This is a genomic window from Paenibacillus sp. FSL R5-0475, from assembly GCF_038004585.1.
In the GTDB taxonomy this organism is placed as follows: Bacteria; Bacillota; Bacilli; order Paenibacillales; family Paenibacillaceae; genus Paenibacillus_AQ.
Map to the genome: position 1 here is coordinate 3957778 of NZ_JBBORK010000001.1, position 24416 is coordinate 3982193.

Sequence of the window (24416 nt, forward strand, 5' to 3'; positions counted from 1 at the left end):
TTTACCTCTTTCCGGCTGTAAACGCCACCCAATCTTCCTCACGGGATATTTCAATAATCTCAAAACCAGAAGCTTTCAGCGCGTTCGCTACAAGTCCTTCTTTATCTTTATATATACCTGAGGTAATGTAGAGGCCTCCAGGCTGAAGCGCGCGGTACACATCATCCGTAAACAATACGATGATTTCCGCCAAAATATTCGCAACTACAATTTGTACAGGCAATGTCACGCCAAGGCTGCCTTCTTGCTCTTGCTTAGCAGGAACGGCTCCTTCTAGTGAGTGACCAGGTCTAGCGGATGGCCACATCTCTCCAGCCGCTGTATCAGCTACGCCTTCCCCGCCCAGCAGCGATAGAAGATCGCTCTCTTTTACCGTTATGGATGATTCAAGCTTGTTAAGGGCTACATTTTCCCGTGCACTTTCCACAGCCACCGGATCTAAATCTAAGGCCAATACGGATTTTGCACCTAGCAGCATCGCACCTACAGCCAGAATTCCTGAACCGGTGCCGACATCGATAACTTCTTCACCGCCGCTAATATTCTTTTCAAGTGCACGGAGGCACAGAGCTGTTGTAGGGTGAGTCCCAGTACCAAATGCCATCCCAGGGTCGATCTCAATGATGGCTTCATCTGGACTCTCAGGCGTATATTCCTCCCAGGTTGGTTTAATGGTAAGACGTTTGGATACGCGTAGCGGTTTGAAATATTGCTTCCAAGCATGCGCCCATTCGTCTTCATCCACAGTCTTCCAAGAAATCAACGCTTTGCCTGGATCAATCCCGTACTCATGCAATTCGGCTACCCGTGGAGTCAATTCTTCTATAACAGCATCCATATCTGTGGAATCGGCATAATACCCTTTTATGACCGCTTCCCCTTCAGGAATATCATTCAAAGGTTGGTCGTACAATTCACCGTAACGTGTATCCCGTTCTTTATTCAGTGTGCCGGATTCCTCGATAGAAACCCCACCCGCACCAGCTTCATATAAAAAATTCGAAATCATTTCCTGTGCTTCTTCTGTTGTATGTATCGTCACTTCATGCCATAACATCTTTATGTAATCCTCCTAAAAGTTTTGTGAGCATTTGCTTCATTGGTTTACTTCGTGCAAAACTCGCTTCGAAAGCATTCGCTTCATAGTATAACATTTCTTATTGGTGTAACGCCAAACTACAGCTCAACGACCTGCGACGTCCTCTTTACGCCTACAAAAGCAGTTGAGCGAATGATCATCCACCATCCCCGATGCCTGCATAAAAGCATAACATATTGTAGTACCCACAAACTTCATGCCTTTCTTCTTTAATGCCTTACTCATCTCATCAGACTGAGCCGTCGAAGCAGGTACATCTGCACGAGTCTTCCAATGATTAATAGTTGGCACACCTCCGACAAAGCTCCAGAGATACTCTGCAAAGCTGCCATATTCCTCGCAAATTTGCAAATACACACCCGCATTACGAATGATAGCATCAATTTTCAATCGATTTCTAATAATCCCTGGATCACTCATTAGCTCTGCCATTTTGGCTTCATCATAATGGACAATCTTATTCGGATCAAATCCGTCAAATACCTCTCTGAAACGCGCCCGTTTTTTTAGTACCGTGTACCAGCTCAGCCCTGCCTGCATCCCTTCCAGCATAAGCAATTCAAACAGCTTTTGGTCACCATACAGAGGCTTTCCCCACTCTTCATCATGATAGGCAATATATAGAGGATCATCATTGACCCAAGCACAGCGAGTGACTTCCATCATTTCCCCCCCTTTAATTATTCATAGCTAAACCTTTACAACGTCTACTCACTGTATACGAAAAAAAGGGAAGAACACAAGGTTCATCCCCTAAAAAAGTTATTCTATTTCCTTTAATTATGCTTCTTCTAACTCTTATAACTGGATCTGCACTCTCGTTTCTTTATCCGGATCATCAGTTGTATAGTAGAACATATAGATAGTAGCTTCTGTACCTTTAAAATCCTTATACACATCAATGGCCTTGTTGTTTCCATCCCCCGCGAAATTGACGGTTAGCGGTTTACCTAGGATGCGCTCCTTACCCAACCCAATATGTGTCTGGTTAATTCCACCGAAGCGAGCATCTTCACTTCCAGTGTCTACATAAAGATCGGATCCCTGCATATAGTATGTCCACTTCACCGGATACCCGTTGAGTTGCTGGATAATCGTCTGTTTCTTTTGAGAGATGTTCGTTAAAAGAAGCGGTATTTTGTCATCATTATTATTGGTAATTTTATAGCTGCCATGCTGAGTCACCTTATATTTAGCTACAAAGGTAATCGGAGTCTCTTTCGTGATTTCAAGGTCGACTGGCCGTTCGAAACGAAGCACTGTCAGCTCCGGCTCACCCTCTGGAGATCTCCATAAATTCCCCTCAAGCGTCTTGCCTGCTACTTCAAGAGCATACTTTTTATAAGGGAAGCCATTGTCTATATCCTTACTTCTAACTGTGACTCGAATTTGAGTAGGCGACACAACCATATTCTCCAGCGTGTAATCAGTCTCACCTGCCTCGAGCGGCAGATTTAGACTGGTTTTTATCGTCCCGCTCTCCATCTGCTTTTTACTTAATTGAAGATCGAATGAAAGTGGTCCATTAACATCTTTTTCTTTCTTCATATATTGCAGCTGATAAGTCGTTTGACCACCGGAAACATCCTCCGCCTTAAAGTATTGCTGCGCTGTATACTCCCCTTTTTCTCCTGGTGTACCGAAAGTACCTCCAGGCAGCGAATTTATGAGCGTTCCATTTTTGTACCCGACAATATTTGGATAGGCCCATTCTTTTGCTTCTGGCTGATCAAAAATGATCGCTGAAGAGAATAACATTTTCTCTTGACCTTGGGTAAACGGCTTCACCTCTATGCTGCGCATCCCCTCCTGTCCAATAGGGAAGCTCTGTGTCTCCGTCGAGTGAATATCCAGCGGCAAATCTAACGACTGTTCACTAAAAGCTTGAATATCATTTGTAACTAGCTGAACATTCACGGTGTCCTTCTCTGGTGTCCATTCACTTTCGAAATAACCGTTATAAATTCGGTTCTTTTCGTCCCAGTTCAGATAATTGTACTCTCCAGAACTATTTCTCCCCTCAGTACCTTTCAGGGTCATCTCAGTCACACGCCAAGTTTCACTGTCCTGTCGTTGTCCAACATCCAATGTGAATAAGATGACCGTTCGATTCTCATCCACGATGGCGGTATGTAGCTTTAGCGTCACTCCGTCCTTTGTCACCGATTGATCCAGCTTTTGACCGAGGTTTTGTGCCAGTGCCGCCTGAATACCACCTTTTTCACGGAGCATTGTATCCCAATTATAATGAACTGCCGCATATACTGGCGCCGCCGCTAGAAGTAATGAAAACGATGAAACAAGTGCTATTTTGCTCCAGTTTCTCCCCTGTTTCTGGCTACCACTGCTCATCCGAGTGTGAAAAGATGTTGTATTTTTATGTTCAATTCTCTCCCACATGCGCTCAAAATCAGGATATGTTACACTTTGACCCTCATTTAACTGATGCTCCAGCATATTCTCCAACTTTTTCATAAGATTCGCCCTCTTTCCGTTCAATTTGAACCCCAGCCTCCAGCAAAATTCTCCGCAATACCTTTAGCCCTTTATGCAGCCTTGATTTGGTCGTCCCGAGCGGGATGGATAGCAGGTCCGATACTTCAGCCAAGCTGAAATCATGCATGTACCTAAGCGTAATCACCATCCGAAGTTTGACTGGGAGCTGGCTCAAATATTTCGCCCATTCCATTGTCGTCTCCCGCTGCTCAATCAATCGTTCTACAGGGATTTCAGGAGACTTCTTAAATAAATAAAGATTATCTGATATTTTTTGTTGTAAAGTACGCTTCCGTTTCAAATGATTCAGGCAATGGTTGACTGTTATTTTCATAATCCAAGCCTTCAAATGCTCTACGTTCTCACGATTCGTGTGAAATACGGTAATGAACACATCCTGCGTCAAGTCCTCCGCATCCGCCGCGTCATGCACCATATAGTAGCAGGTCCGATATACATCCTTGTTGTAGGCTTCGAATAATTCCCGATTAGTCTGCAAATCTTTCTCCCTCCTTTCTTATCCGTGATATCTATATGACAACCAATCTCTGGAAAAGGTTCGTTTTTCTGAGCATAAACTATAGATGCTAGTAATAACAGATGAAAGATAGCAATTATACTCGCAACACAAAAAGCCACTCCCCATAAATCTGAGAACTGGCTTTCCTTTATATTCACGCTAACAGCATACAGAAATTAAATGATATTCATAACCTCTCGTGCTTGTGTATCTAAATCCTGGGCTGAGGAAGAAATATTATTGAAATCATCTAAGGCTATTTGAATCTGCTGTTGACTAGCTTCTATATTTTCTTGCACCTGGTTTGTTCCTTTGGAGATCTTATTGATTTCCAGCGTAATGGCATCCACACTATCTTTCACTTGAATGATCGAATCCTGCACCATGGAAGATAGCTTCCTAACTTCTTTTGCAACCACGTCAAAACCACGTCCAAACTCCCCGGCATGTGCCGCTTCAATTGCTGCGTTAAGCGCTAACAGTTGCGTTTGCGAAGCAATATTACGAATAGTTTGTACAATTCCCTGAATTGATACCGCTTGTGTCTCCAGATTAGCTAGAGTCTGTGTATTTTCAATGGATACTTCGGCTATTTTATCGATACTCAGCAATAGTTCTTGACTACGTTCAATGCCTTTCTCTGCTCTATGATTTAAGCTGTCCGACATCTCTTGCATCCGCTGTACCACAACACTCATGTTATTTTGTCGATCCGTGATATTAGTCGCTATCTTAGATACGCCAATGACCTGTTCATTATTTTCATCAAAGACAGGCATATATGTAGCTTCCAGCCATACCGCATTTCCTTTTGCATCCATTCGTTCGATCTTATCCTGAACACTTTTTCCTGAAAAAAGATCCTGCCAGAACAGCTCATAGCCCGGGCTATTTACAAAGTGAGGAAAGCAAAACTCTTTATGATGCATACCATACATCTCTTCTTTGTTATACCCCATCGAACTAGCAAAAACGTCATTCACATAAGCCACTCGTCGCTCAAGATCAAACCTTATAATCGCTAAATTTTTTTCTAAAGATCGGACAACAAGCTCATCGGTAACTCCCTGAGAGTGTACCATTCCCATATAATAATTCCTCCTGGATATCTATAAGTTACTCGTCGCGTCATCATGAAGTATATCTGAACAATTATACGCTCTTATTGCGCAGAGAGAAATACATGATTCTTATTAAATTTATTAAAATTCGTTGTTAAAAAAGGCCGATGGCGAGCGAGTATTGCTCATTTCTAATAGATTGATCCCTGAAATACTTTTAAGTGATGATAATTAGGGAAAACCTCCCTATAAATACACGAATATCGAAGATTTATCTCTTTTTTAGGGAAATGCTCCCTATAATCTTATAAAATCAAGTCTTTTTCTAGTTTTAAGAGTTATTTGTGGGAGATTCTCCCTAAAGGCTCACATTTTTAGGCGTCTGGAGAAAAATACAGGGAGTTTTTCCGTAATTATTTTTAACCACAAAAACCCCAGCCGTAATTCCAGCCAGGGTTCGAAGCAAGTTCCTATTAATACTAATTTGTCTCTTGCAAAATGCACATACCAAACGGTCCAGCAAACATAGCCTCTTATATGTACATTTCCTTATTTCTTGGATCCGTAATCTCCGATCTTAATTCCCCATACCGAATCCTTCTGATAGGACGCAGCCTCCTTTAAACTTGGAAGTCTTGCATCCAGAGGACTATGTCTTTCCAAATACATCACAAACGCCTGGCGAACCCCAATCTCAGCATCCAGTTTATTAAGTTCGTTCGGGTGTTTCTCCATCTCGGCTAATTCTACTTCCCAACGGTATAAATCGCTTGCCTCAGATCGTTCCAGCCGAACTTTTTCAGTCAGCTCCCGCAGCTCACGGTAGGCCTGTTTTACTTTTGAAGAGTACAGTTGCTTCTGATTCATAAAAGTTAAGAATGCGATAAGTAGTGCTAAACCTATCCATAAAATAACGTTGTCCATATTCTCCCCCCTGCTTGGGCTATTCTCCTAATTATACACATCAGAACGCAAAAATACCCCACATTGTGAGGTATCTGCCTTAGCTTTTAGCATCTATTCTTTTTTCATAATTTCATGCAGCTGACGTTTGTCTGCTTCTAGAGCCCGGGCCTGGGCTTCGATATCCTCCAGATCTGCCTCCGCTGCTGAAAACTCTACGTCCTCTGCCTTCGCCTCGTACAGCATTTTCATCTTCTCGGTCTTTGAGAATATTTGCGAGTTCTCTCTATCCATAGTATCGATCATCTCCCTTCTTATTAAGAAAATTATTATTCAAATCATCCCGCCTGCTTCTTCAATTAAGCGTAATGCTTGATCATGGGACTCCGAATTCAAGATCACCGTAAGTAAAATATCTCTACCCGTCGGTCCTCCATCTCCGCCATGACTCATCCCACTGGCGCTGGTATCAGCAGCAGCTAGTATGCCTGTGTGTGCACGCTCAGCAGTCATGGAGTCCATTCTGGCAACATTGCCTGTCACTGGGTTTACCCCTGAGCTAAAGCTCGTGCCTCCATATCTACTGAAGCGATCAACGGAAATTTCAATGGCCCGAAGTGCACGGAGCTTACGAGCAACACCCTCCGCTTCTTCAGGACTTTTAAAATAAGCCAAAATAGATCTTTCCGACATCTTATCCCCGCTCTCGCTTGAAATTCAGATATCTGTTGCATTCCTTTATATTGTCTTCATTTCACTTCTTTTATGCCCTTTTTTTCTCATACTCCACTTATTTACTGGGAATTCGACATTTTCCTCGACGCTTCCCTGCAATATAGTGCTAAAGATGTATATTCGATTTGAAGTTATAGCTGTAGAATAAATTTAATTTTCATAATTTTTTACATTTTACGCTGAGGAGGAGAACTACAGATACACACTGCAATATAAAAATTCATTTGGGAGGATGAACTTATTTGAAACGTACCTTTAAACACTCTATTCAAAAATTTGGTATTGGGGCGGCGAGCTTCGGACTGGCTGTTTCTGTCCTTTTTCCATCCGCTGCATTTGCGAACTCATCCCTTGAAACATCAACTAACCTAGCTAATAATGTACAGTCTCAAAGTGTGACCCCTCATAACTACGCGGGTGTGCTCAAAGGTTCAGCACCAGTATCCGTGATCGTGGAATTAACTAATAAACCAGTCAGTGTGTATGAAAATGAGGCTAAAACTTCTTCTTTACGATCCTCAGTCTCCTTACAACGCAGTAAAATTATCTCGGAGCATAAAAGCTTTATTTCCTCAGCGCAGAAAATCGATGCCGACATCGGTTTTGAATACAGTGAAATTTTTAACGGATATTCCATTACTCTGCCAGCCAATCAAGTAAACAAGCTGTTAGAGCTTCCGGGCGTTGCAGCTGTTTATCCAAATGATGAAGTACATGCGTTAGCAGACAGTGTTGAGGTAGCGACTTTGCCTGTTACACGTTCTTATTCGGACAGTGGCAATCTTATAGGTGCGGATACACTACATGCATTAGGTTACACAGGAGAAGGGGTACAGGTAGCGGTTGTAGATACCGGCATCGATAAAGAGCACCCTTTATTAAAGAATAATTATAAGGGCGGTTACGATGCCTATGATCAGGATAATGATCCGTCAGAAACACCTCCTGATGCCAACTTCCCTCCAAAAAATGGTAGCCCATATGAAACCTCGCATGGCACTCATGTAGCCGGTACAATATTGGATGTTGCACCTGAGGTGGATTTGTACGCGTATCGCGTACTTGGCCCTTACGGTTCCGGTCCAACAGCGGTTGTAATCGCGGGTATTGAGAAAGCGGTCGCTGATGGAGCCGATATAATTAACCTCTCCCTGGGCTCTGATGTCAACCAAAGCTATTCCGCAAGTTCAATCGCGATAGACAACGCCATAAAGTCGGGCGTGAATGTTGTTGTTGCCGCCGGTAACGCTGGACCGGATGTAGGAACATTGGGCGAACCTGCTGGATCTCAACTCGCACTTAGTGTAGGTGCTTCTACTACCCCAGTGAATACCCCATTCTTTGATATTGGAGATGTTAAAAAAATTCCAGGGACCTTAGCAACTTACTCCCCAGACTTAGTTGATAATATAGCTGGCAGTAAGATCGTTTACGCTGGTCTTGGAGGTACTTCCGATTACACAAATTTGGACGTCAAAGATAAGGTAGTCCTTGTCGATCGAGGTGTGCTGAGTTTCGGAGATAAATCTCTAAATGCCAAAGCAGCTGGAGCCAAGCTTGTCCTAATTGCTAATAATGCTGCTGGTGAAATCAGTCCCACCCTTGGTGCGCCCGGGATTTACATTCCTACCTACGGAATTACTCAAGCAGATGGGAAAAAGATAAAAGCTCAATTGGATGCTGCTAAAGATATTATCAGTTACTATATAGGGCTTGAAGTAAATCAGTTAGCAAACTTCAGCTCTATGGGCCCGGGGATGCCGGATTATCTAATCAAACCTGATGTTGTAGCTCCTGGAGTAAATATCAACTCCACAATTCCTAGCTGGAGTGGGGATTACGAACACGCTTATGGCTTAAAAAGCGGCACCAGCATGGCAACCCCACATGTTGTAGGAGCTGTAGCTTTGCTACTGAGTGAAAACTCTGATCTTAAGCCAAATGAAATTAAAGCACTGCTAATGAACAATGCTGATCCTATCTTTAACCGTGATGGGAATCCTTACTCACTATATCAACAAGGTGCCGGATTAATTAATTTGGAGAAATCAGCTAAAGCTGAATCTATTGCTAAAGTCGGGGAGAGCTTAATTAGTGGTCTTCCAGGTACTGTAGAAATCCCTTATTACACAGGTTCCTTGTCCTTTGGCCTGCTCCCAAAAGGGGCTAGCGTAACAAAATCAGTTTATGTAGAGGACTTTAAAGGGATTGGATCAACCTACACGCTGTCCACCGAATGGCTTACAGAAGCGCCTGGTGACATTAGTATTAATATTGCACCAAAAAGTATTACCTCAGGTGTAGATCATTATGCACAATTTACACTGAAGGTTTCTGACACTGCAAAAGAGGGAGCATATGAAGGCATCCTGTTCCTAACCTCTGATACAGAAACTCTTCGTCTTCCCTTTAATGCACTTGTTGGCGATAAATTCAATTTAGAGCCTGTTAATCAGCTTTCTTTTGAAAGTCCACAGATTTCTCCTAATGGGGATGGACGCTCAGACGACACCACCTTTACCTTCTCTGTCAATGAAGAACTGGATGGCATAAGTTTCGTAGCCTCTCCAATAGATGCTCCTGCGACAGTTTTAGGTGAAGTTTATTCTATCGATGAAAAGGTCTATCGTGGCGTGTACGAGATTACAAATTGGGATGGAACGTTAACAGACCTGGAGACCTCCACCAAGTCCACTTTAGCAGATGGTCATTACTACATCACTCCTGTGCTTCCTAATGGGCAACTGCTCGAGAATCAAAAGACCGAGTTCACAATTGATACCGAGAAGCCATTAGTTTCCGGCATCACACTTGAGGAGTATGAACGTGAAGCGCCAACTGATCCTGGTGCGGCTCAAATCAGCGGTTTTATTGATGATGACCTAATGGCCTATTATATTTCTAATACACAACCTATTGGAAACTGGTTTACCGTGTACGCCGAAGGTAAACATTATGATGGGAATACTTATAAATTTGGCGGTGTGATTGCAAATAACGGTGCTTTTTCCATTGACGTTCCTGTTAACGAGGGGCTTAATGAGTACAAAATCTATGTGGTTGATAAAGTAGGTAACGGCGCGGACGACGATGATTATGCTCAGCGACTGCTTTATAGCACAGGAGATGGTATTTTCAATGTAACTCCGTCTCTATCTGCAGCCACCATTGATGTGGGACAACCGGTAACCGTTGATCTTGGGTATTCCGTGACAGATGAGGTTTATGGCGTCTATGGGGCTTCATTCGCTGTCATTTACGATGATTCTCTCGAAACACCGGCGATCCAGCCAAGCGTACAACTGGCTACGTATCAAGAGGAGAATTTCTCTGGTGTTCCACTTACAGAATTCTCACAAACCTATGATCTAGAAGACGGCCGCAAACTGACACAGTATAGCGTCAATCTGTCAGGTGGCGCTTATCACGGCTCTGGCTCACTAGGCAAAATAACCTTCAAACCTACAGTAGAAGGAGCATATTCCCTCGAGCTGTATGATGTGCAGATCTGGAATGATGCTACAACATCAACAATCCCATCTGGTGTGAGAACGGTAAGCGTAACTGTTAATACACCTGAAACACCGAAGCCAACACCAACTCCATCACCTGATTCGTATGTACCTACAGCAACCAGTGCTCCTGCTTCTGGAATCGCATTGAAATCTGGGAAGCTAGTAGAGACTGCAGATCCAGCAGGTGGCAAGCCTTCAGCGGTGTTCAACATCTTAGACACTGCATTAGCCAATTCGATCCAGAATGCAAAAGATAAAACTTCTGTTCTTGATCTTAGCGATGTAAGCTTCAATAAATATAGCCAAGTTGTTATTTCTCTTACACCGGCCCAAGCCGAGCAGTTAAAGAAATCAGAGTATGCACTCCGCCTAAACGGTAGTGGGTTCAATGTACTTATTCCAGCGGCGACTCTTCCGGATTTCATCAACAGCAACGGCTTGACCCTTACGATTAGCCTGACAGATGCAGGCAACACAGCAGTTTTAGCAGGTAGCTCAGCAGCAATAAATATCGGTTCTTCCATTCTCACAATCAAAAATGGTTGGACAACCGGAAAGCCGATCATCCTTCAGCTTAATCTAAAAGCCAGCAGTCTTCATGATGCACGAAAGACTGCCGCTTATGTAGAATCAAAGGATCATAAATGGTCCTATCTACAACCTGGTTCTATCTCTAAAGAAGGGATTCTACAGTTTAACGTTACTGGTGACGGTTCTTACAGTGCAGCATCCCGAAAAATAAGCTTTAAAGATATTGGCACACACTGGGCTCAAACCGATATCGAAGTCCTTGCTTCACATGGTATCATTGCCGGCAAAGGAGCCGATGGCAGCTTTAAGCCTGCTGACACTTTAAATCAGGCAGAGCTTCTAACGCTCTTCGACCGTCTACTTGGAAAAGGTGACACTTGGAGTACTCGCATCAAAGAAAGTGGATCTCGTGATGTGCTGACTCGCGAGGAAGCAGCTCTTATCATCGCTAAGGCTCTTGGTGCTGATCTTACAGTAGCCAAGACACCTTTAAGCTTTAAGGATGCCGATAACATCGCTGCGGAGGCACGCAACGCTGTAGCCTATGCTGTAACCAAAGGTTATCTCAAAGGTGTTACTGCGGACAGCTTCAATCCACAAGGTACATTGACTCGTGCACAAGCAGCAACAATTCTGAGCCGTGTGCTTGAGGACCTACGTTCTTCGAACAACATCTAGCTTCACTTTAAAAGAAAGCCCCAGCAGCCAATGACTGCTGGGGCTTTTTCGTCTATAAGTCACATTTGCGTTTCCGAGGCAGTCATCGGACTCAGATGACCTTAAACGCTGGATTATGCGATATTTGGCATGCTAACGGACCCCATAGTCGCTATTGGCATGAAAAGCACCGCATGAGATTGGCTAGCTTGTCCCTACTAACAGTCGACATGAGCAAACTGCCTTAAATCAAAAAAGCAGAGCAGCGATCCCAAATAACGGGAGGATCGCTGCTCTGCTGTATTATTTATTTACTCAATTAATGAAGTTAGAAATATCAGTCCCCGCGGAACGCACGCTTCACACGATCAAAGAAAGATTGCTCATGCTCATGTGTGTTTTCTCCATTTAGAGAGGCGAACTGTCGCAACAAATCTTTTTGCTCATCATTCAGCTTGCTAGGTGTCACAACAATGACTCTAACATGCTGGTCACCTTGGCCAGATCCACGTAGACGTGGAACACCTTTACCTTTAAGGCGGAAGAAAGTACCGGTCTGCGTTCCCGCAGGAATCTTCAGCTTCACTTTTTCCGTTAAGGTAGGAATCTCAATCTCATCGCCAAGTGCAGCCTGTGCAAATGTAAGTGGAACCTCGCACATAATATCATCGTTCTCACGTACGAAGAAATCATGCGATTTGACACGGATGACAATATACAAGTCTCCAGCAGGACCACCGCGTAAGCCGCCCTCGCCTTCGCCAGTCATGCGCAGCTGCGCACCGTCATCGACACCGGCAGGGATGCGTACATGAATCTTACGCTGCTTCTTAACTTTACCCTGTCCGCTACAAGTCGTACATTTTTCCTTAATAATCTTACCTGTACCACTGCAATGCGAACATGGACGACGATTACGCATCTGTCCAAGTGGTGTATTCTGTACGAATTCCTGTTGCCCACTACCATGACAAGTGGAACAATTCTCTGGTTTAGTACCCGGTTTAGCCCCGGAGCCGTAGCAGGTATCGCAAGTTTCCGTACGTGGAATAGTGATATCAGTTTCTTTACCGAATACCGCTTCCTTGAATTCAATGGTCATCGTATACTGCAAATCCCCACCACGCTGTGGTGCGTTAGGATCACGACGTCCGCCGCCGCCAAAGAACATATCAAAGATATCGCCTAATCCTCCGAAGTCGCCACCGCCGCCTCCGAAGCCGCCCATACCTTGGTTAGGATCAATATGGCCATATTGGTCATATCTAGCTCGCTGTTGTCCGTCGCTAAGAACATCGTAAGCTTCTTTTACTTCTTTAAACTTAGCTTCAGCGTCATCTGCTTTATTCACGTCTGGGTGATATTGGCGCGCCAATTTCCGGTACGCTTTCTTCACCTCGTCGTCTGAAGCATCTCTACTGAGGCCAAGCACTTCATAATAATCGCGTTTATCTGCCACTGCTTTCACCTCCGTACATTACATACTCAAATTCCTAATTACCTGCCAAAGAAACCATTATACGATAAAACCCCAGGATCTGACCATCCAGTTCCAGCAGATGTTTATTCTTACAATATCAGAAGGCGCATTCGCGAAGAGTGTGCAAACTGATATTACAAAAGGAAAGTCAAAACACGGGATGACCCGGTTTTGACCTTCCCTTCTTAACTATATAAGAATTTATCAGTTACGCCCTATACACTTATCGTTTAAGGTTACCCTTGATTCTTATCTTCGTCAACAACCTCGTAATCAGCGTCAACTACATTGTCTTTCTTAGGAGCGCCTTCAGCAGCTCCAGCGCCACCTTCAGCACCTTGCTCTGCTTGAGCAGCTTGTTCGTACAGCTTCATGGACAACTGTTGTACAATCTCAGTCAATGCTTCTGTAGCTGCATTGATTTCTTCAAGATTGTCAGTTTCAAGTGCTGCTTTCACTTTATCTTTAGCTTCGTTTGCTTTTTCAACTTCGGAAGCATCAGCTTTATCACCAAGATCTTTGATCACTTTCTCAGTGGAATATACGAGTTGGTCAGCGCTGTTCTTCGCTTCTACCAATTCTTTACGCTTACGGTCTTCCTCAGCATGAAGCTCGGCATCCTTCATCATTTGTTCTACTTCTGCGTCGCTCAGACCGCTGGAAGAAGTGATAGTGATCTTTTGGCTCTTGTTAGTGCCTTTATCAGTTGCAGACACATTCACGATACCGTTGGCATCAATATCGAAAGAAACTTCGATTTGTGGTACGCCACGTGGTGCTGGTGGAATCTCGTTCAGCATGAAGCGTCCCAATGTTTTGTTGCCATTCGCCATTTGGCGCTCACCTTGTAGCACGTGAATCTCAACGCTAGGTTGGTTGTCAGCAAAGGTCGAGAATACTTGGGATTTACTTGTAGGAATTGTAGTGTTACGCTCGATCATTTTCGTGAACACGCCACCTGCAGTTTCGATACCGAGGGAAAGCGGAGTTACGTCGAGCAATACAACGTCCTTAACATCACCAGTCAATACACCCGCTTGAACAGCAGCACCAAGAGCAACAACTTCATCCGGATTCACACCTTTGTGTGGATCTTTACCTGTAAGCTTCTTAATTGCATCTTGTACAGCAGGAATACGTGTAGAACCACCAACCAGAACGATTCTGGTAAGGTCTGCAGGCGTCATACCAGCATCAGACAATGCTTGACGAGTTGGTCCCAAAGTACGTTCTACTAGACCAGCAGTAAGCTCATCAAACTTCGCACGAGTCAAGTTGATCTCCAAATGCTGAGGTACTCCGTCAACTACAGTGATGAACGGAAGAGAAATAGTAGTTGTCAGTACGCCCGACAATTCTTTCTTCGCTTTTTCAGCTGCATCTTTCAAACGTTGTACAGCAGATTTATCTTTGCTCAGATCAATGCCTTGCTCTTTCTTAAATTCGGATACCAGATGATCCATAACCACTTGGTCAAAGTCATCGCCACCAAGTTTGTTGTCGCCGCTTGTAGCTTTTACTTCAAAGAATCCATCGCCCAGTTCAAGGATAGATACGTCGAACGTACCGCCACCAAGGTCATAGACAAGGATAGTTTGATCTTCGGATTTCTCCAGACCATATGCCAAAGCTGCAGCTGTTGGCTCATTCACAATACGCAAAACTTCCAAGCCTGCAATTTTACCTGCATCTTTAGTAGCTTGACGTTGGCTGTCATTGAAATAAGCAGGAACTGTGATAACTGCTTGAGTAACAGTTTGGCCAAGATATGCTTCTGCATCGGATTTCAGCTTTTGAAGAATCATTGCTGAAATTTCTTGTGGGGAGTAGTCTTTACCATCGATGCTTTCTTTATGGTTAGTACCCATGTGACGTTTAACAGAGCTGATCGTACGATCAGGGTTAGTAATTGCTTGGCGTTTAGCTGTTTCACCGACGATACGCTCGCCGTCTTTCTTAAAACCTACCACCGAAGGGGTTGTACGTGCGCCCTCTGGGTTTGGAATTACAACGGCTTCGCCGCCTTCCATTACGGCAACGCAAGAGTTCGTGGTTCCTAAGTCAATACCGATAACTTTACTCACAATAATTTGCCTCCTCTAAAGGTATATGGAGCATTCGCTCATTAAAATAATAAAATATTTAAAAAATTCGATTGGTACATGGTGGACAGATACTGCCCGTCCTATATATACAGATTACATGCTGACTTTGACCATAGCAGGACGAAGGACTTTATCTTTCAGGAGGTATCCCTTTTGGACCTCTTCCGTTACGATACCCTCTTCGTACTCCTCGCTCTCCACCTGCATAATAGCCTGATGGTATTCAGGATTAAAAGGCTGTCCTACTGTTTCCATAGCCGTAAGTCCCTCGGACTTCAATACCCCATCTAGCTGACGGAAAATCATATTAACACCCTTCACGAAAGCTTCGGATTCTGGGCTGCTAGGAGTAGTCACTAAAGCACGCTCAAAATTGTCCAGTACTGAAAGCAATTCAGTCACGAGCTTGGAGGTGGCATATTGAGCCAACTCTTCTTTCTCCTTCTGAGTACGACGACGGAAGTTATCGAAATCAGCCTGCGCACGCAGCGCACGTCCTTGATATTCATCAGCGAGATCCTGCAGACGTTTTACCTCCGAACCTGTGTCTGAAGCACCTTCACTAATTTCTTCTGCCGTAAATGAGTCGGTTTCCGAAGCTACATCAGCCTCAGGTTCCTCATTTATCAATTCATCTTTGAATTCATTAGCATCTTGAACTTGTTCCTTTTTCAAGTTGTCTTCACCTCCTTAAAATCATTCATTAAAATCATTCACGTAATCAATGTTGACTCTGTTCACTTATACCAGTGTGCCAGCATCGCTGTCAAATCTCGGGATAAAATGCCCAAGATCCCCATCACTCTTGCATATTCCATTCGTGTCGGACCAAGGATACCAATGCTCCCCAGTGCCTGCCCATCAAGAGAATAAGTGGCGGTGATCAGACTGCAGTTAGCGAACGCTTCATGATTGTTCTCCGTCCCTATTCGGACCTGGATACCAGTGCCGCCAGTTGTAGGGGCCAGCATTTTGAGCAATGTAGGCGTCTCTTCCAGCAGATCAAGAATGCTTTTCACCTTGTCAACATCCTTGAACTCAGGCTGTGTAAGCATATTCGTCGCTCCACTAAGATAGATACGCTGCTCTTGATCACTTTCCAGCGCAATGTCTAGCACTTGCATTAATTCTTCATAATGTGAGATGTGACGCTGCATTTCCTCGCCAAGCTCGGAATACAGCCGAGTCTTCAGCTTATAGAGTGGTACATTGACCAGCTTACTATTCAGTAGGTTAACCACTTTCTCCATCTCGGAAACGGATATCTCCGGCGGAATGTTCACCGTACGGTTCTCAACTTGACCCGTACTTGTAACAATAATCGCTACAGCGGTTTTATCATCTAGTGGTAACAACTGAAAATGACGCAATGATGTATGAAAAACCTCCGGTCCCAGAAGGATGGAAGTGTAATTCGTCATATTGGAAAGAATCATCGCCGCATGTTGGATTACCTGCTCCATCGCATTCAGCTTCTCGGCAAAAAAAGCGCGGATCGTGCCCATCTCTGCCGTTTCGGCGGAATTCCACGGTACCAAATGATCCACATAATATCGGTATCCTTTATGGGAAGGTATTCTCCCCGCCGATGTATGAGGCTGCTCGAGATAACCCAAATCCTCTAGGTCAGCCATTTCATTTCGAATAGTTGCAGGGCTGTACCCTACATCACCCCGTTTAGAAATGCTGCGAGATCCTACTGGTTCTGCCGATGAAATATAATCATCTACAATTGCATTTAGTATCATTCTCTGGCGATCAGTTAACATGTTATCCCCTCCTATCGGCTGTTGGCTCCGATTCGTTAGCACTCGACTCAGATGAGTGCTAACCACTAATACAAAAATACCAAACTGACATTGACATTGTCAAGTCAGTTCAGCATCTTAAGTACTGCTATTTCATCGCAGGCATGCTGCTTTTTACAATTCACGCAATCTGTCCATACCTTTTCGGGAAAAATCTCTTTCTCAACGACTTCGAATCCGTTTCTAAGAAAGAAATCTACGGCGTAGGTTAATGCCATGACCTTAGGGATTTTCTGGTTTCTGGCTTCCTCAACCAACTTCTCTAAAATCATTGAGCCTACACCTTTGCCCTTACCTTCGTCATTCAGACCGATCGAGCGAATCTCTACAAGATCATTCCCGAGTCTGAAGAGTGACCCACAGCCAACGAATCTGCCGCCAATTTCTGCAACAACGAATTGATCGATCTGGCGTGTCAGCGCCTGCCTGGAACGGGGCAACATGATCCCGCGCTGTGCGTATTCTTCTATCATCAGATACAACGGTTCAACATCTTCTATCACAGCATTTCTGCAAATCACCTGTGCGTCTCCTGCTGGAGACGAATGGCGGATCATTTCCGTCTTGGCAAGCACTTTAATTCACCCCTCTGTTGATAATATGAATAAATATACAACAGAGTGAATTACAATTCAAGGGGTATTTTAAAATTAAACTTCTGTCAGTGCGCCTACAAATTCCGCGAAAACATCGTTCCCGAAAAGGATCCCTTGCTTGCTGAGTCGGTAAGTCCCCTCTTCGTGCTCAAGTAGACCCGCATGCAGCATCTTATGCAAGGATTTCGCAAATACATCCTCTATCGAACGCCCAAATTGCGCTTGAAAAGCCTCATTAGAGACGCCTTCATGCATACGTAAGCCAACCATCATAAAGTCCTCCATCGCTTCTGCTTCAGTGATTGGGTATGCGTCTAATCGAGGCAACCCTTTACGTGTAGCTTCAACATAAGGATTTACACCCTTAACATTAATATGACGCTGGCGCCCCACATATCCATGTGCACCTGCCCCGAGACCATAATAATCTTCATTACGCCAGTAAGTGATATTGTGACGACTCTCCATACCTGGTTTTGCGAAGTTACTGATTTCGTATTGGTTATAGCCCGCTTCCTTCATAGATGACATCAACAAGAGGTACATTTGCAGTTCATCTTCTTCATTAGGAAGAGGAAGTTTGTTCTTATTAAATAGGGTGTGAAAAAGAGTGTTCTCCTCCACCTTCAAGCTGTAAATAGAATAGTGGGGTAAATCAAGCTCCAAGGCCTTACGAATACTTTCGCCCAGCATCTCTACAGTTTGGTTCGGCAAACCAAACATAAGGTCAACCGACAGGTTGTTAAGACCAACTGCACGAGCATTTTCCAAGCTGCGGTATACATCGTCAACATTATGAATCCGGCCAATACCCGTAAGGAGTTCGTTCTGAAACGCCTGAACACCAAAGCTCACCCGATTCACGCCGCCTTCTTTCATAACCGTCAACTTATCTATATCCGTAGTTCCCGGATTTGCTTCCATAGAGAACTCGATATCTTTATCCCAGTTTGGGAAATGTGTCCGAACTGATTTTAGAAAATAAGCCATCTCATCCGGCTTCAGTACTGTTGGGGTACCACCGCCGACAAAGATCGTTTTGATAACTCCCGGTGGAGTGTTCTTGACGGTCAGCTCCATTTCTCGATCCAAGGCTTGGAGATAATCCATAACCGGCTGATCCTTGAGAACGTAGGAATTAAAATCACAATAAAAGCACTTATTGGTACAAAAAGGAATATGAATGTATACGGCCTCAGGGGGACGGCCATTAGTATTCGTGGTCATTAGCTGTCTCCTTTATATAAAAATATCGTTTGACTAGTGTAATCTAAAAAACAAGAAAAGGGAAGCCTGACGGCTTCCCTCCAAGGGCGATCATTTATAAATGATCTCTATTTTAAAATACAAAAAAGTATAAGTTTTACGTTATCCTATATATTTTGTATTTCTCGCAGAAACGGATAACATCCCTATAAGGACGGCTAAGCCGTTTCTTCTTAATATATCCGCATTTCCACGAGTTCTGCACGTTCTCCTCCGTTGGTTTCATGAACAACGATCCGAACAGCATCCGTAAGGACAGGCTTCTCTAAACGATGTACGTTCTTCCGGCGATGATTGTCTTTGACGCGGAACATGACTTGCCACACGCCATCAATGAGTAACTCTACATCGTAAGCCTTTACTAGTTCAGGAATCACTAGAAATGGCGTTTCATGGTGATGTAGGTTGATAAGATCCTCATTAACATCATCGTTAAAGGTAAAATGAATTTCAGAGACTAAAGCAGCATCTGGGAGACGCGCCTCTACCCACTCCGTTCTACCAGCAGTCATTGGTTCAGAAACCCAGCTATGTGGCCCTGCAAAAGGTCGAACATACCCGTCAGTGACTTTGGATGCAGCATATGCGGATGTTTCTACCGCAAAGCAGAAATGCCTGCGAACAAGCTGTTTCATGCTCCACTCCATCACCGGCTGATCTGGCTGATGATCCTCCAGCGCTGAATCAACTACAGGTTTAACGCCTCTCTCAAATGTAATAACACCTGTGATTGGGGTTTCTGAAATATGCAATTGAATATGCTCATTAGCTCGAATAATAGCGAAGATATTACATTCGCCGATTGAACTCCACTGCTCCTCTTGTACCGGAACATCAATCCATTGCTGCTCTCCAGCTTGTACTATAACAACATCAACCTGTCTAGACTCTGCTGGAACATAATTTTCCGCACGCCCTGTCGTCCATAGCTCAACGGTCAACTCTGACTGAGTACTTGCTGACACAAGCAGCTTCAACCCTAGGATATTTCCTTCAACCGGAAACAAAATTCCTACGTCATGAGAAAGCTCATAAGCTTCAGCTGGACGATCCAGTAATATGCCTTTCATCGTGCTAGACGCATGAATCTCACTATTTCTCGCGAGGTCTAGCGGATCTTCGTTGCGCAATCCAATAATCGAAGCATCTTGCTTTAACATCACCTGTTGCAATTCATGCATATGCTGCTTGCGAATTTCACGAGGGGTTACACCTTTGATGACGGATAATGCTGCACCTGCTCCAGCCGCTTCACCCATGATCGCACAGGTTGCCATGACGCGTGTTGTTCCAAAAGCCACATGAGATGCGCTGATATTCCGACCCGCGAAGAGTAGATTTCGCACATTCTTCGAATAGAGCGAACTAAATGGAATATGATAAATCCCATCCGCATGCAGATGTTTCGAGCCGCTCTCTTCTGCGTACATCCCTTGCGGTGGATGCAGATCAATCGACCATCCTCCGAATCCAATCCGGTCTTCAAATTCACGCTGCGCAAGAATATCATTTTGCGTTAAGATCGTATCGCCAACAAACCGTCTGTATTCACGTTTACCCGGAATTGAGCCAACCCACTCCAGCGTCATATTTTCGGCATCAAAATGACCTGAGTTTTTAATGTAATCCCAAATCCCATAAATAACAGAGGATAGCTCATCACGTATACGTTCATTCTCATCCACTGTATCAAGCTCACCGCCCCATTCAATCCACCAGTAGTGACAGCCTGAATCTCCACTCCGAATGACCCGACGGATCGGAATCGACGTTGTTGTAATATCCTTCGCGAACGATGGAGCAACATAACGTACCGGTTTTCCTGTATCCTGTGTATAAAACAATAATGTACTGCCTAATGTAATGTTATCAGGCACTTCAGGTGCCCATTCCTCATTAAATTCATGGCGGGCTTCACGTCCTAATCGGAAATCAGCTCCTGCCAGGAAGCCAACCAAACCATCGCCCGTGCAATCGATGAACGCCTCACTCTTGAACGTAATCAACCGCTCAGATCCCATCATCCAACCAATCACACTGCGAATCGTCCGATCCTCTGCCTCACCTTCCGCTTCCACTTCGCGTACATCGGTATTTAGGAACAGGCTGATATTCGACTCTGCCTTCACGGCTTCGAGTAAGGTTAGATCCCATAAGTATGGATTTCCCTCCGGGTTCCGGTATTGATTCTCGATGAATAACTCACCCATAATGCCTGTCTCACGTGCATATCGATTTACACCATGTCCTGTTGCACCACATACCCATACCCGAACCTCTGAACTCGAGTTACCACCAAGTACAGGACGATTCTGCACTAGTGCTACCTTTAACCCTAGGCGCGCTGCAGCGATCGCCGCGTTCATTCCTGCAAGTCCACCACCGACCACTGTTACATCGGATTTAACCGTTTCTGTTCTCATGTTAGTACCCCTCCTATAGTTAGCCTTTCACAGCCGAACTTGAAATCCCTTGAATAATGTATTTCTGACCCACAAAGAAGATAATAATCATTGGAATAATCGCAGCCGATGAAGCAGCCATCATCCCGTTGTAGTCCACATTGTTCTCAAGAATAAAATTCTGCAATCCAAGCGGAATGGTATATAGTTTAGGGCTTTGCAAGAATACAAGCGCATTCTCATAATCATTCCATTGCCAGGAGAAATCGAGAATAGCAAACGTTGCTATTGCTGGCTTCGCTAATGGCAGAATTAAGCGGAAAAATATCTTATAATGCCCCGCCCCATCCAAAAAAGCAGATTCCGTAATTTCCTTGGGGATGCTCATAAAGAACTGCCGAAGCATAAATACACCGAAGATTGAGAACATGGCGGGTAGGATCAGCGCCCAATGCGTATTGTAAATTCCAACCCAGTTAAACATGATAAACTTTGGAACAAAAAGTACCTGAGGTGGAACCATCATCATAGATAGATATATGACAAATAGTCCATCTCGACCTTTGAACGAAGTACGTGAAAATCCGTAAGCGGCAAGGGCAGATAGAAACACCGCCCCCACAGTTCCAATAATCGAAATCTTAAGTGAATTTAAATAATACGGAACAAAATCATGACTTCCTGTCCACACCCGAATATGATTGCTCCAGTTGAGAGATGAAGGCAGCCATTTATTAAACACCTCGGCAGGTGTCTGAAAGGATGTACTGAGCATCCATAGGAAAGGCACAATCATAAATAGTCCTAGAACAAACATGATGATCGTTACTGGCAGTTTCACCTTCATGTTTCCTGCTTTTTCATTCATACCGCCTGCTCCTTTAAATTATGGTTTCGGGGCCCCCCGCAAAGCTTCACTTTGTGGGATCATTTAGTAATGAACCCAGCGCTTTTGGCCGATCCACTGAATGACTGTAATGACGAGAATGACGGCGAACAAGAACCATGAAATGGCTGAAGCGTATCCCATATCGTAATAACTGAATGCTGTTTTATAAACGAATAGTGATAAGACCGTCGTACTTCCGCTAGGACCTCCAGCCGTAATGGCTTGAATAATCGAGAACGATTTCATCGTCATAATTAATCCGGTAATCATTAATAAGAAAGTTGTGGGACTAACAAGAGGCCATACAATTTTCCATGTTGTTTTGAATGTGCTTGCACCATCGATCCGGGCAGCCTCCAGCTGTTCTGTCGAAATTTCCTGTAATGCAGCTAAATATATGATCATATTGTAGCCAAGCATCAGCCAGATTTGTACGATATCAATGGCATACATTGCGGTTTCCGTATCCGCAAACCATCCTGGCGGCGATGTTATGCCAATCCAGCGAAGCATTTCATTGATGGGTCCCTGTGAAGGCTGAAATAGCAGCATCCAGACAAATGCAACGGCTACTCCACTGGAGATATACGGTAGGAAGAACATTCCACGTAATACGCCTTTAAGATACACACTGCGGTTTAGAAATAGCGCTACAATAAATGCGAGCACCATCGATACTGGAACCGATATCAGGAATATCACCGTATATTTGATCGAGGCATAGAAATTATCGTCATGGAACAATCGTTTGAGATTATCCAGCCCAGTAAATTGCCAATTCGGATTTGAAAATTGATAATTCGTAAACATGAGGACAAAGGAATAGATTGCAGGAATAATAAAGAATAAGAGAATACCAATCATATTCGGAAGAATAAAGGTCATGCCGATCCAGCCTTGTCTGTCCATCCAGCTTCTCCGCTTCACGGTATCGCCGCCTTTCGTATGCTGAAAAATGGGTACACGAAAGAGAAGAACGAAGAAATCTTCCTCCTTCTCTTTTGTGCTAACTATTTCATTATTTCAATAACTCTTGCGAACGGGTTTGCATATTCTTCATCGTGGTTTCAATATCTTGCTTATTTAAGAAGTATTTTTCATACTCTTCTTTACGTGCATCAATGGCTTGTTGAGTTACATTTAGCTGGAAGGACGGGAATTTGCCGAATACAATTTTATTCATTGAATCTGTATCATATTTGTCTTCCACACCCTTCATGAGAAGGCTCATTGCTTCCTTACTATCTACACTCTTAGAGGCTGGAATACGACCCCCGCTTGCCATTGGCAGCATACCGCCATCCGCATACCATTTTGCGAACTCCCAAGCTGCATCCAGGTTCTTGGATTTCGCATTAAGAGCAAGCATGTCACCCACACCGCCCGAATATTTATAATCCTTTTGATCTTTATTCACTTTTGGAATAGCGGCGAACGCGGTTTTGAAATCATGCGGATAGTCTTTCAAGTTGTTCGCATTTCGGAAAATAAACTCACCTGCTGCCAGCATTGCCGCTTTGCCTTGCAGGAACATGGTGTCAACTGGCATTTTACTGGTCAGTTGCTCGCCATATTCCGGTGTGGATTTGTCCACGAACATCATGTTATGCAATATTTCCAGGTGTTCTTTCCATAGATCATTCCCAAAGTTTGAAGTACCATCCGCCTGTTTCACACCCATTCCAGCAAGCGTACCGTCCATCGTTGTTGGGAAGGAGGAATCTGCCTGCAATAATCCGTACACACCAGGCTTCGTTAGCTTCTTCGCATACTCCTCAAGATCTGACCAGGTCCAGTCCACCGCAGGAATCGGTAATCCTGCTGCATCCAGCATATCTTTGTTCAACCATACAAACGCCATGTTTTTCTTTGTAGGAATCCCATAGTACTTATCATTGATTTTCCACATTGCTGCGTCTTCGCCGATCTGGCTGTCGATATCATAATCTGTTTTCGTGCTTAGATCCAAGGCAACGCCTGCATCCATACGTTTCTGTAAATGAGCAAGATCGTAGTTCATGAAAAGGTCTATGTTTTGATTGGTCATCAAGGCAGTATCCAGCTTTAAGTTTCCAGCATCGTCATTTACATTACGGATATACTCGACTTGAATGTCCGGATTATCTTTATTCCAGTTATCAATTACAGCTTGAGGCCCGGCTTCTGCAGGAACTGCCCCCCACATCGTAAGCTTTATTTTCTCCTTTGCTTTTTGTCCATTTGCACTGCCCTGCGCATCATTACTTCCACTAGTACCACAACCAGCCAGCATCGTACCTGCTAATAAGACAGAAAGCACTGCAGGATACCACTTTTTCTTCATCGATATCTTCCCCCTTGGAAGGATTATGTG

At 44.1% G+C, this 24416-nt stretch carries 19 protein-coding genes; 1 reads left to right on the top strand and 18 read right to left on the bottom strand.

Going from position 1 to position 24416, the window contains the following annotated elements; all coding sequences use genetic code 11:
- Position 1: 1 nt before the first annotated feature.
- The 8 genes from prmA to MKX41_RS17820 form a co-directional block, all read right to left on the bottom strand.
- Positions 2-1057, bottom strand: coding sequence for a 50S ribosomal protein L11 methyltransferase (gene prmA / locus MKX41_RS17785; protein ID WP_076299675.1), 1056 nt, complete (start codon positions 1055-1057; stop codon positions 2-4).
- A gap of 126 nt (positions 1058-1183) precedes the next feature.
- Positions 1184-1762 (bottom strand): DNA-3-methyladenine glycosylase I, encoded by a 579-nt coding sequence (locus tag MKX41_RS17790; protein WP_042190988.1) that lies wholly within the window; start codon positions 1760-1762, stop codon positions 1184-1186.
- Positions 1763-1897: 135 nt separating this feature from the next.
- Positions 1898-3574 carry a DUF4179 domain-containing protein gene (locus MKX41_RS17795; protein WP_340972274.1) on the bottom strand — a complete coding sequence of 559 codons (1677 nt, stop codon included), beginning with the start codon at positions 3572-3574 and terminating at the stop codon, positions 1898-1900.
- On the bottom strand, positions 3534-4094 hold the full coding sequence (locus tag MKX41_RS17800; RefSeq protein WP_076284804.1) for an RNA polymerase sigma factor: 561 nt from the start codon (positions 4092-4094) through the stop codon (positions 3534-3536). The genes MKX41_RS17795 and MKX41_RS17800 overlap by 41 nt, the downstream gene beginning before the upstream one ends.
- A 197-nt stretch (positions 4095-4291) precedes the next feature.
- The gene (locus MKX41_RS17805) at positions 4292-5203 is read right to left on the bottom strand and encodes a methyl-accepting chemotaxis protein (RefSeq protein ID WP_076284805.1); all 912 of its coding nucleotides are present in this window, start codon (positions 5201-5203) and stop codon (positions 4292-4294) included.
- Between the two features lie 522 nt (positions 5204-5725).
- The gene (locus MKX41_RS17810; RefSeq protein WP_340972278.1) at positions 5726-6100 is read right to left on the bottom strand and encodes a hypothetical protein; all 375 of its coding nucleotides are present in this window, start codon (positions 6098-6100) and stop codon (positions 5726-5728) included.
- Between the two features lie 93 nt (positions 6101-6193).
- Positions 6194-6373, bottom strand: a complete 180-nt coding sequence (locus MKX41_RS17815) for a YfhD family protein (RefSeq protein ID WP_042130382.1) — start codon at positions 6371-6373, stop codon at positions 6194-6196.
- 39 nt (positions 6374-6412) lie between these two features.
- Positions 6413-6772, bottom strand: a complete 360-nt coding sequence (locus tag MKX41_RS17820) for a hypothetical protein (RefSeq protein ID WP_042190997.1) — start codon at positions 6770-6772, stop codon at positions 6413-6415.
- 284 nt (positions 6773-7056) lie between these two features.
- On the opposite strand from MKX41_RS17820, the gene MKX41_RS17825 reads away from it, so the two are divergent.
- The gene (locus MKX41_RS17825) at positions 7057-11538 is read left to right on the top strand and encodes a S8 family serine peptidase (protein ID WP_340972283.1); all 4482 of its coding nucleotides are present in this window, start codon (positions 7057-7059) and stop codon (positions 11536-11538) included.
- A 316-nt stretch (positions 11539-11854) separates the two neighbouring features.
- Here MKX41_RS17825 and dnaJ read toward each other — a convergent pair whose 3' ends face one another.
- From dnaJ to MKX41_RS17875, 10 genes are all read right to left on the bottom strand, one after another.
- Positions 11855-12976 carry a molecular chaperone DnaJ gene (gene dnaJ / locus MKX41_RS17830; RefSeq protein ID WP_340972286.1) on the bottom strand — a complete coding sequence of 374 codons (1122 nt, stop codon included), beginning with the start codon at positions 12974-12976 and terminating at the stop codon, positions 11855-11857.
- 257 nt (positions 12977-13233) lie between these two features.
- On the bottom strand, positions 13234-15081 hold the full coding sequence (gene dnaK, locus MKX41_RS17835) for a molecular chaperone DnaK (RefSeq protein WP_042190999.1): 1848 nt from the start codon (positions 15079-15081) through the stop codon (positions 13234-13236).
- Positions 15082-15195: 114 nt separating this feature from the next.
- Complete coding sequence (grpE, locus tag MKX41_RS17840) at positions 15196-15777, bottom strand: nucleotide exchange factor GrpE (protein WP_076284809.1); 582 nt, start codon at positions 15775-15777, stop codon at positions 15196-15198.
- 62 nt (positions 15778-15839) lie between these two features.
- Entirely contained in the window at positions 15840-16871 is a 1032-nt protein-coding gene (hrcA, locus tag MKX41_RS17845) for a heat-inducible transcriptional repressor HrcA (protein WP_042191003.1), read from the bottom strand.
- Between the two features lie 104 nt (positions 16872-16975).
- A complete protein-coding gene (locus tag MKX41_RS17850; protein ID WP_042194380.1) occupies positions 16976-17467 on the bottom strand; it encodes an N-acetyltransferase in 492 nt (163 codons plus the stop codon).
- Between the two features lie 93 nt (positions 17468-17560).
- On the bottom strand, positions 17561-18733 hold the full coding sequence (gene hemW, locus MKX41_RS17855) for a radical SAM family heme chaperone HemW (protein WP_076299681.1): 1173 nt from the start codon (positions 18731-18733) through the stop codon (positions 17561-17563).
- A 212-nt stretch (positions 18734-18945) separates the two neighbouring features.
- On the bottom strand, positions 18946-21195 hold the full coding sequence (locus tag MKX41_RS17860) for an FAD-dependent oxidoreductase (protein WP_340972294.1): 2250 nt from the start codon (positions 21193-21195) through the stop codon (positions 18946-18948).
- 19 nt (positions 21196-21214) lie between these two features.
- Positions 21215-22042, bottom strand: coding sequence for a carbohydrate ABC transporter permease (locus MKX41_RS17865; protein ID WP_076284811.1), 828 nt, complete (start codon positions 22040-22042; stop codon positions 21215-21217).
- Between the two features lie 63 nt (positions 22043-22105).
- On the bottom strand, positions 22106-22990 hold the full coding sequence (locus MKX41_RS17870) for a carbohydrate ABC transporter permease (protein WP_231573337.1): 885 nt from the start codon (positions 22988-22990) through the stop codon (positions 22106-22108).
- 91 nt (positions 22991-23081) lie between these two features.
- Positions 23082-24386: an ABC transporter substrate-binding protein gene (locus tag MKX41_RS17875; RefSeq protein ID WP_149647634.1), complete on the bottom strand. Its 1305-nt coding sequence runs from the start codon at positions 24384-24386 to the stop codon at positions 23082-23084.
- Positions 24387-24416 lie beyond the last annotated feature (30 nt).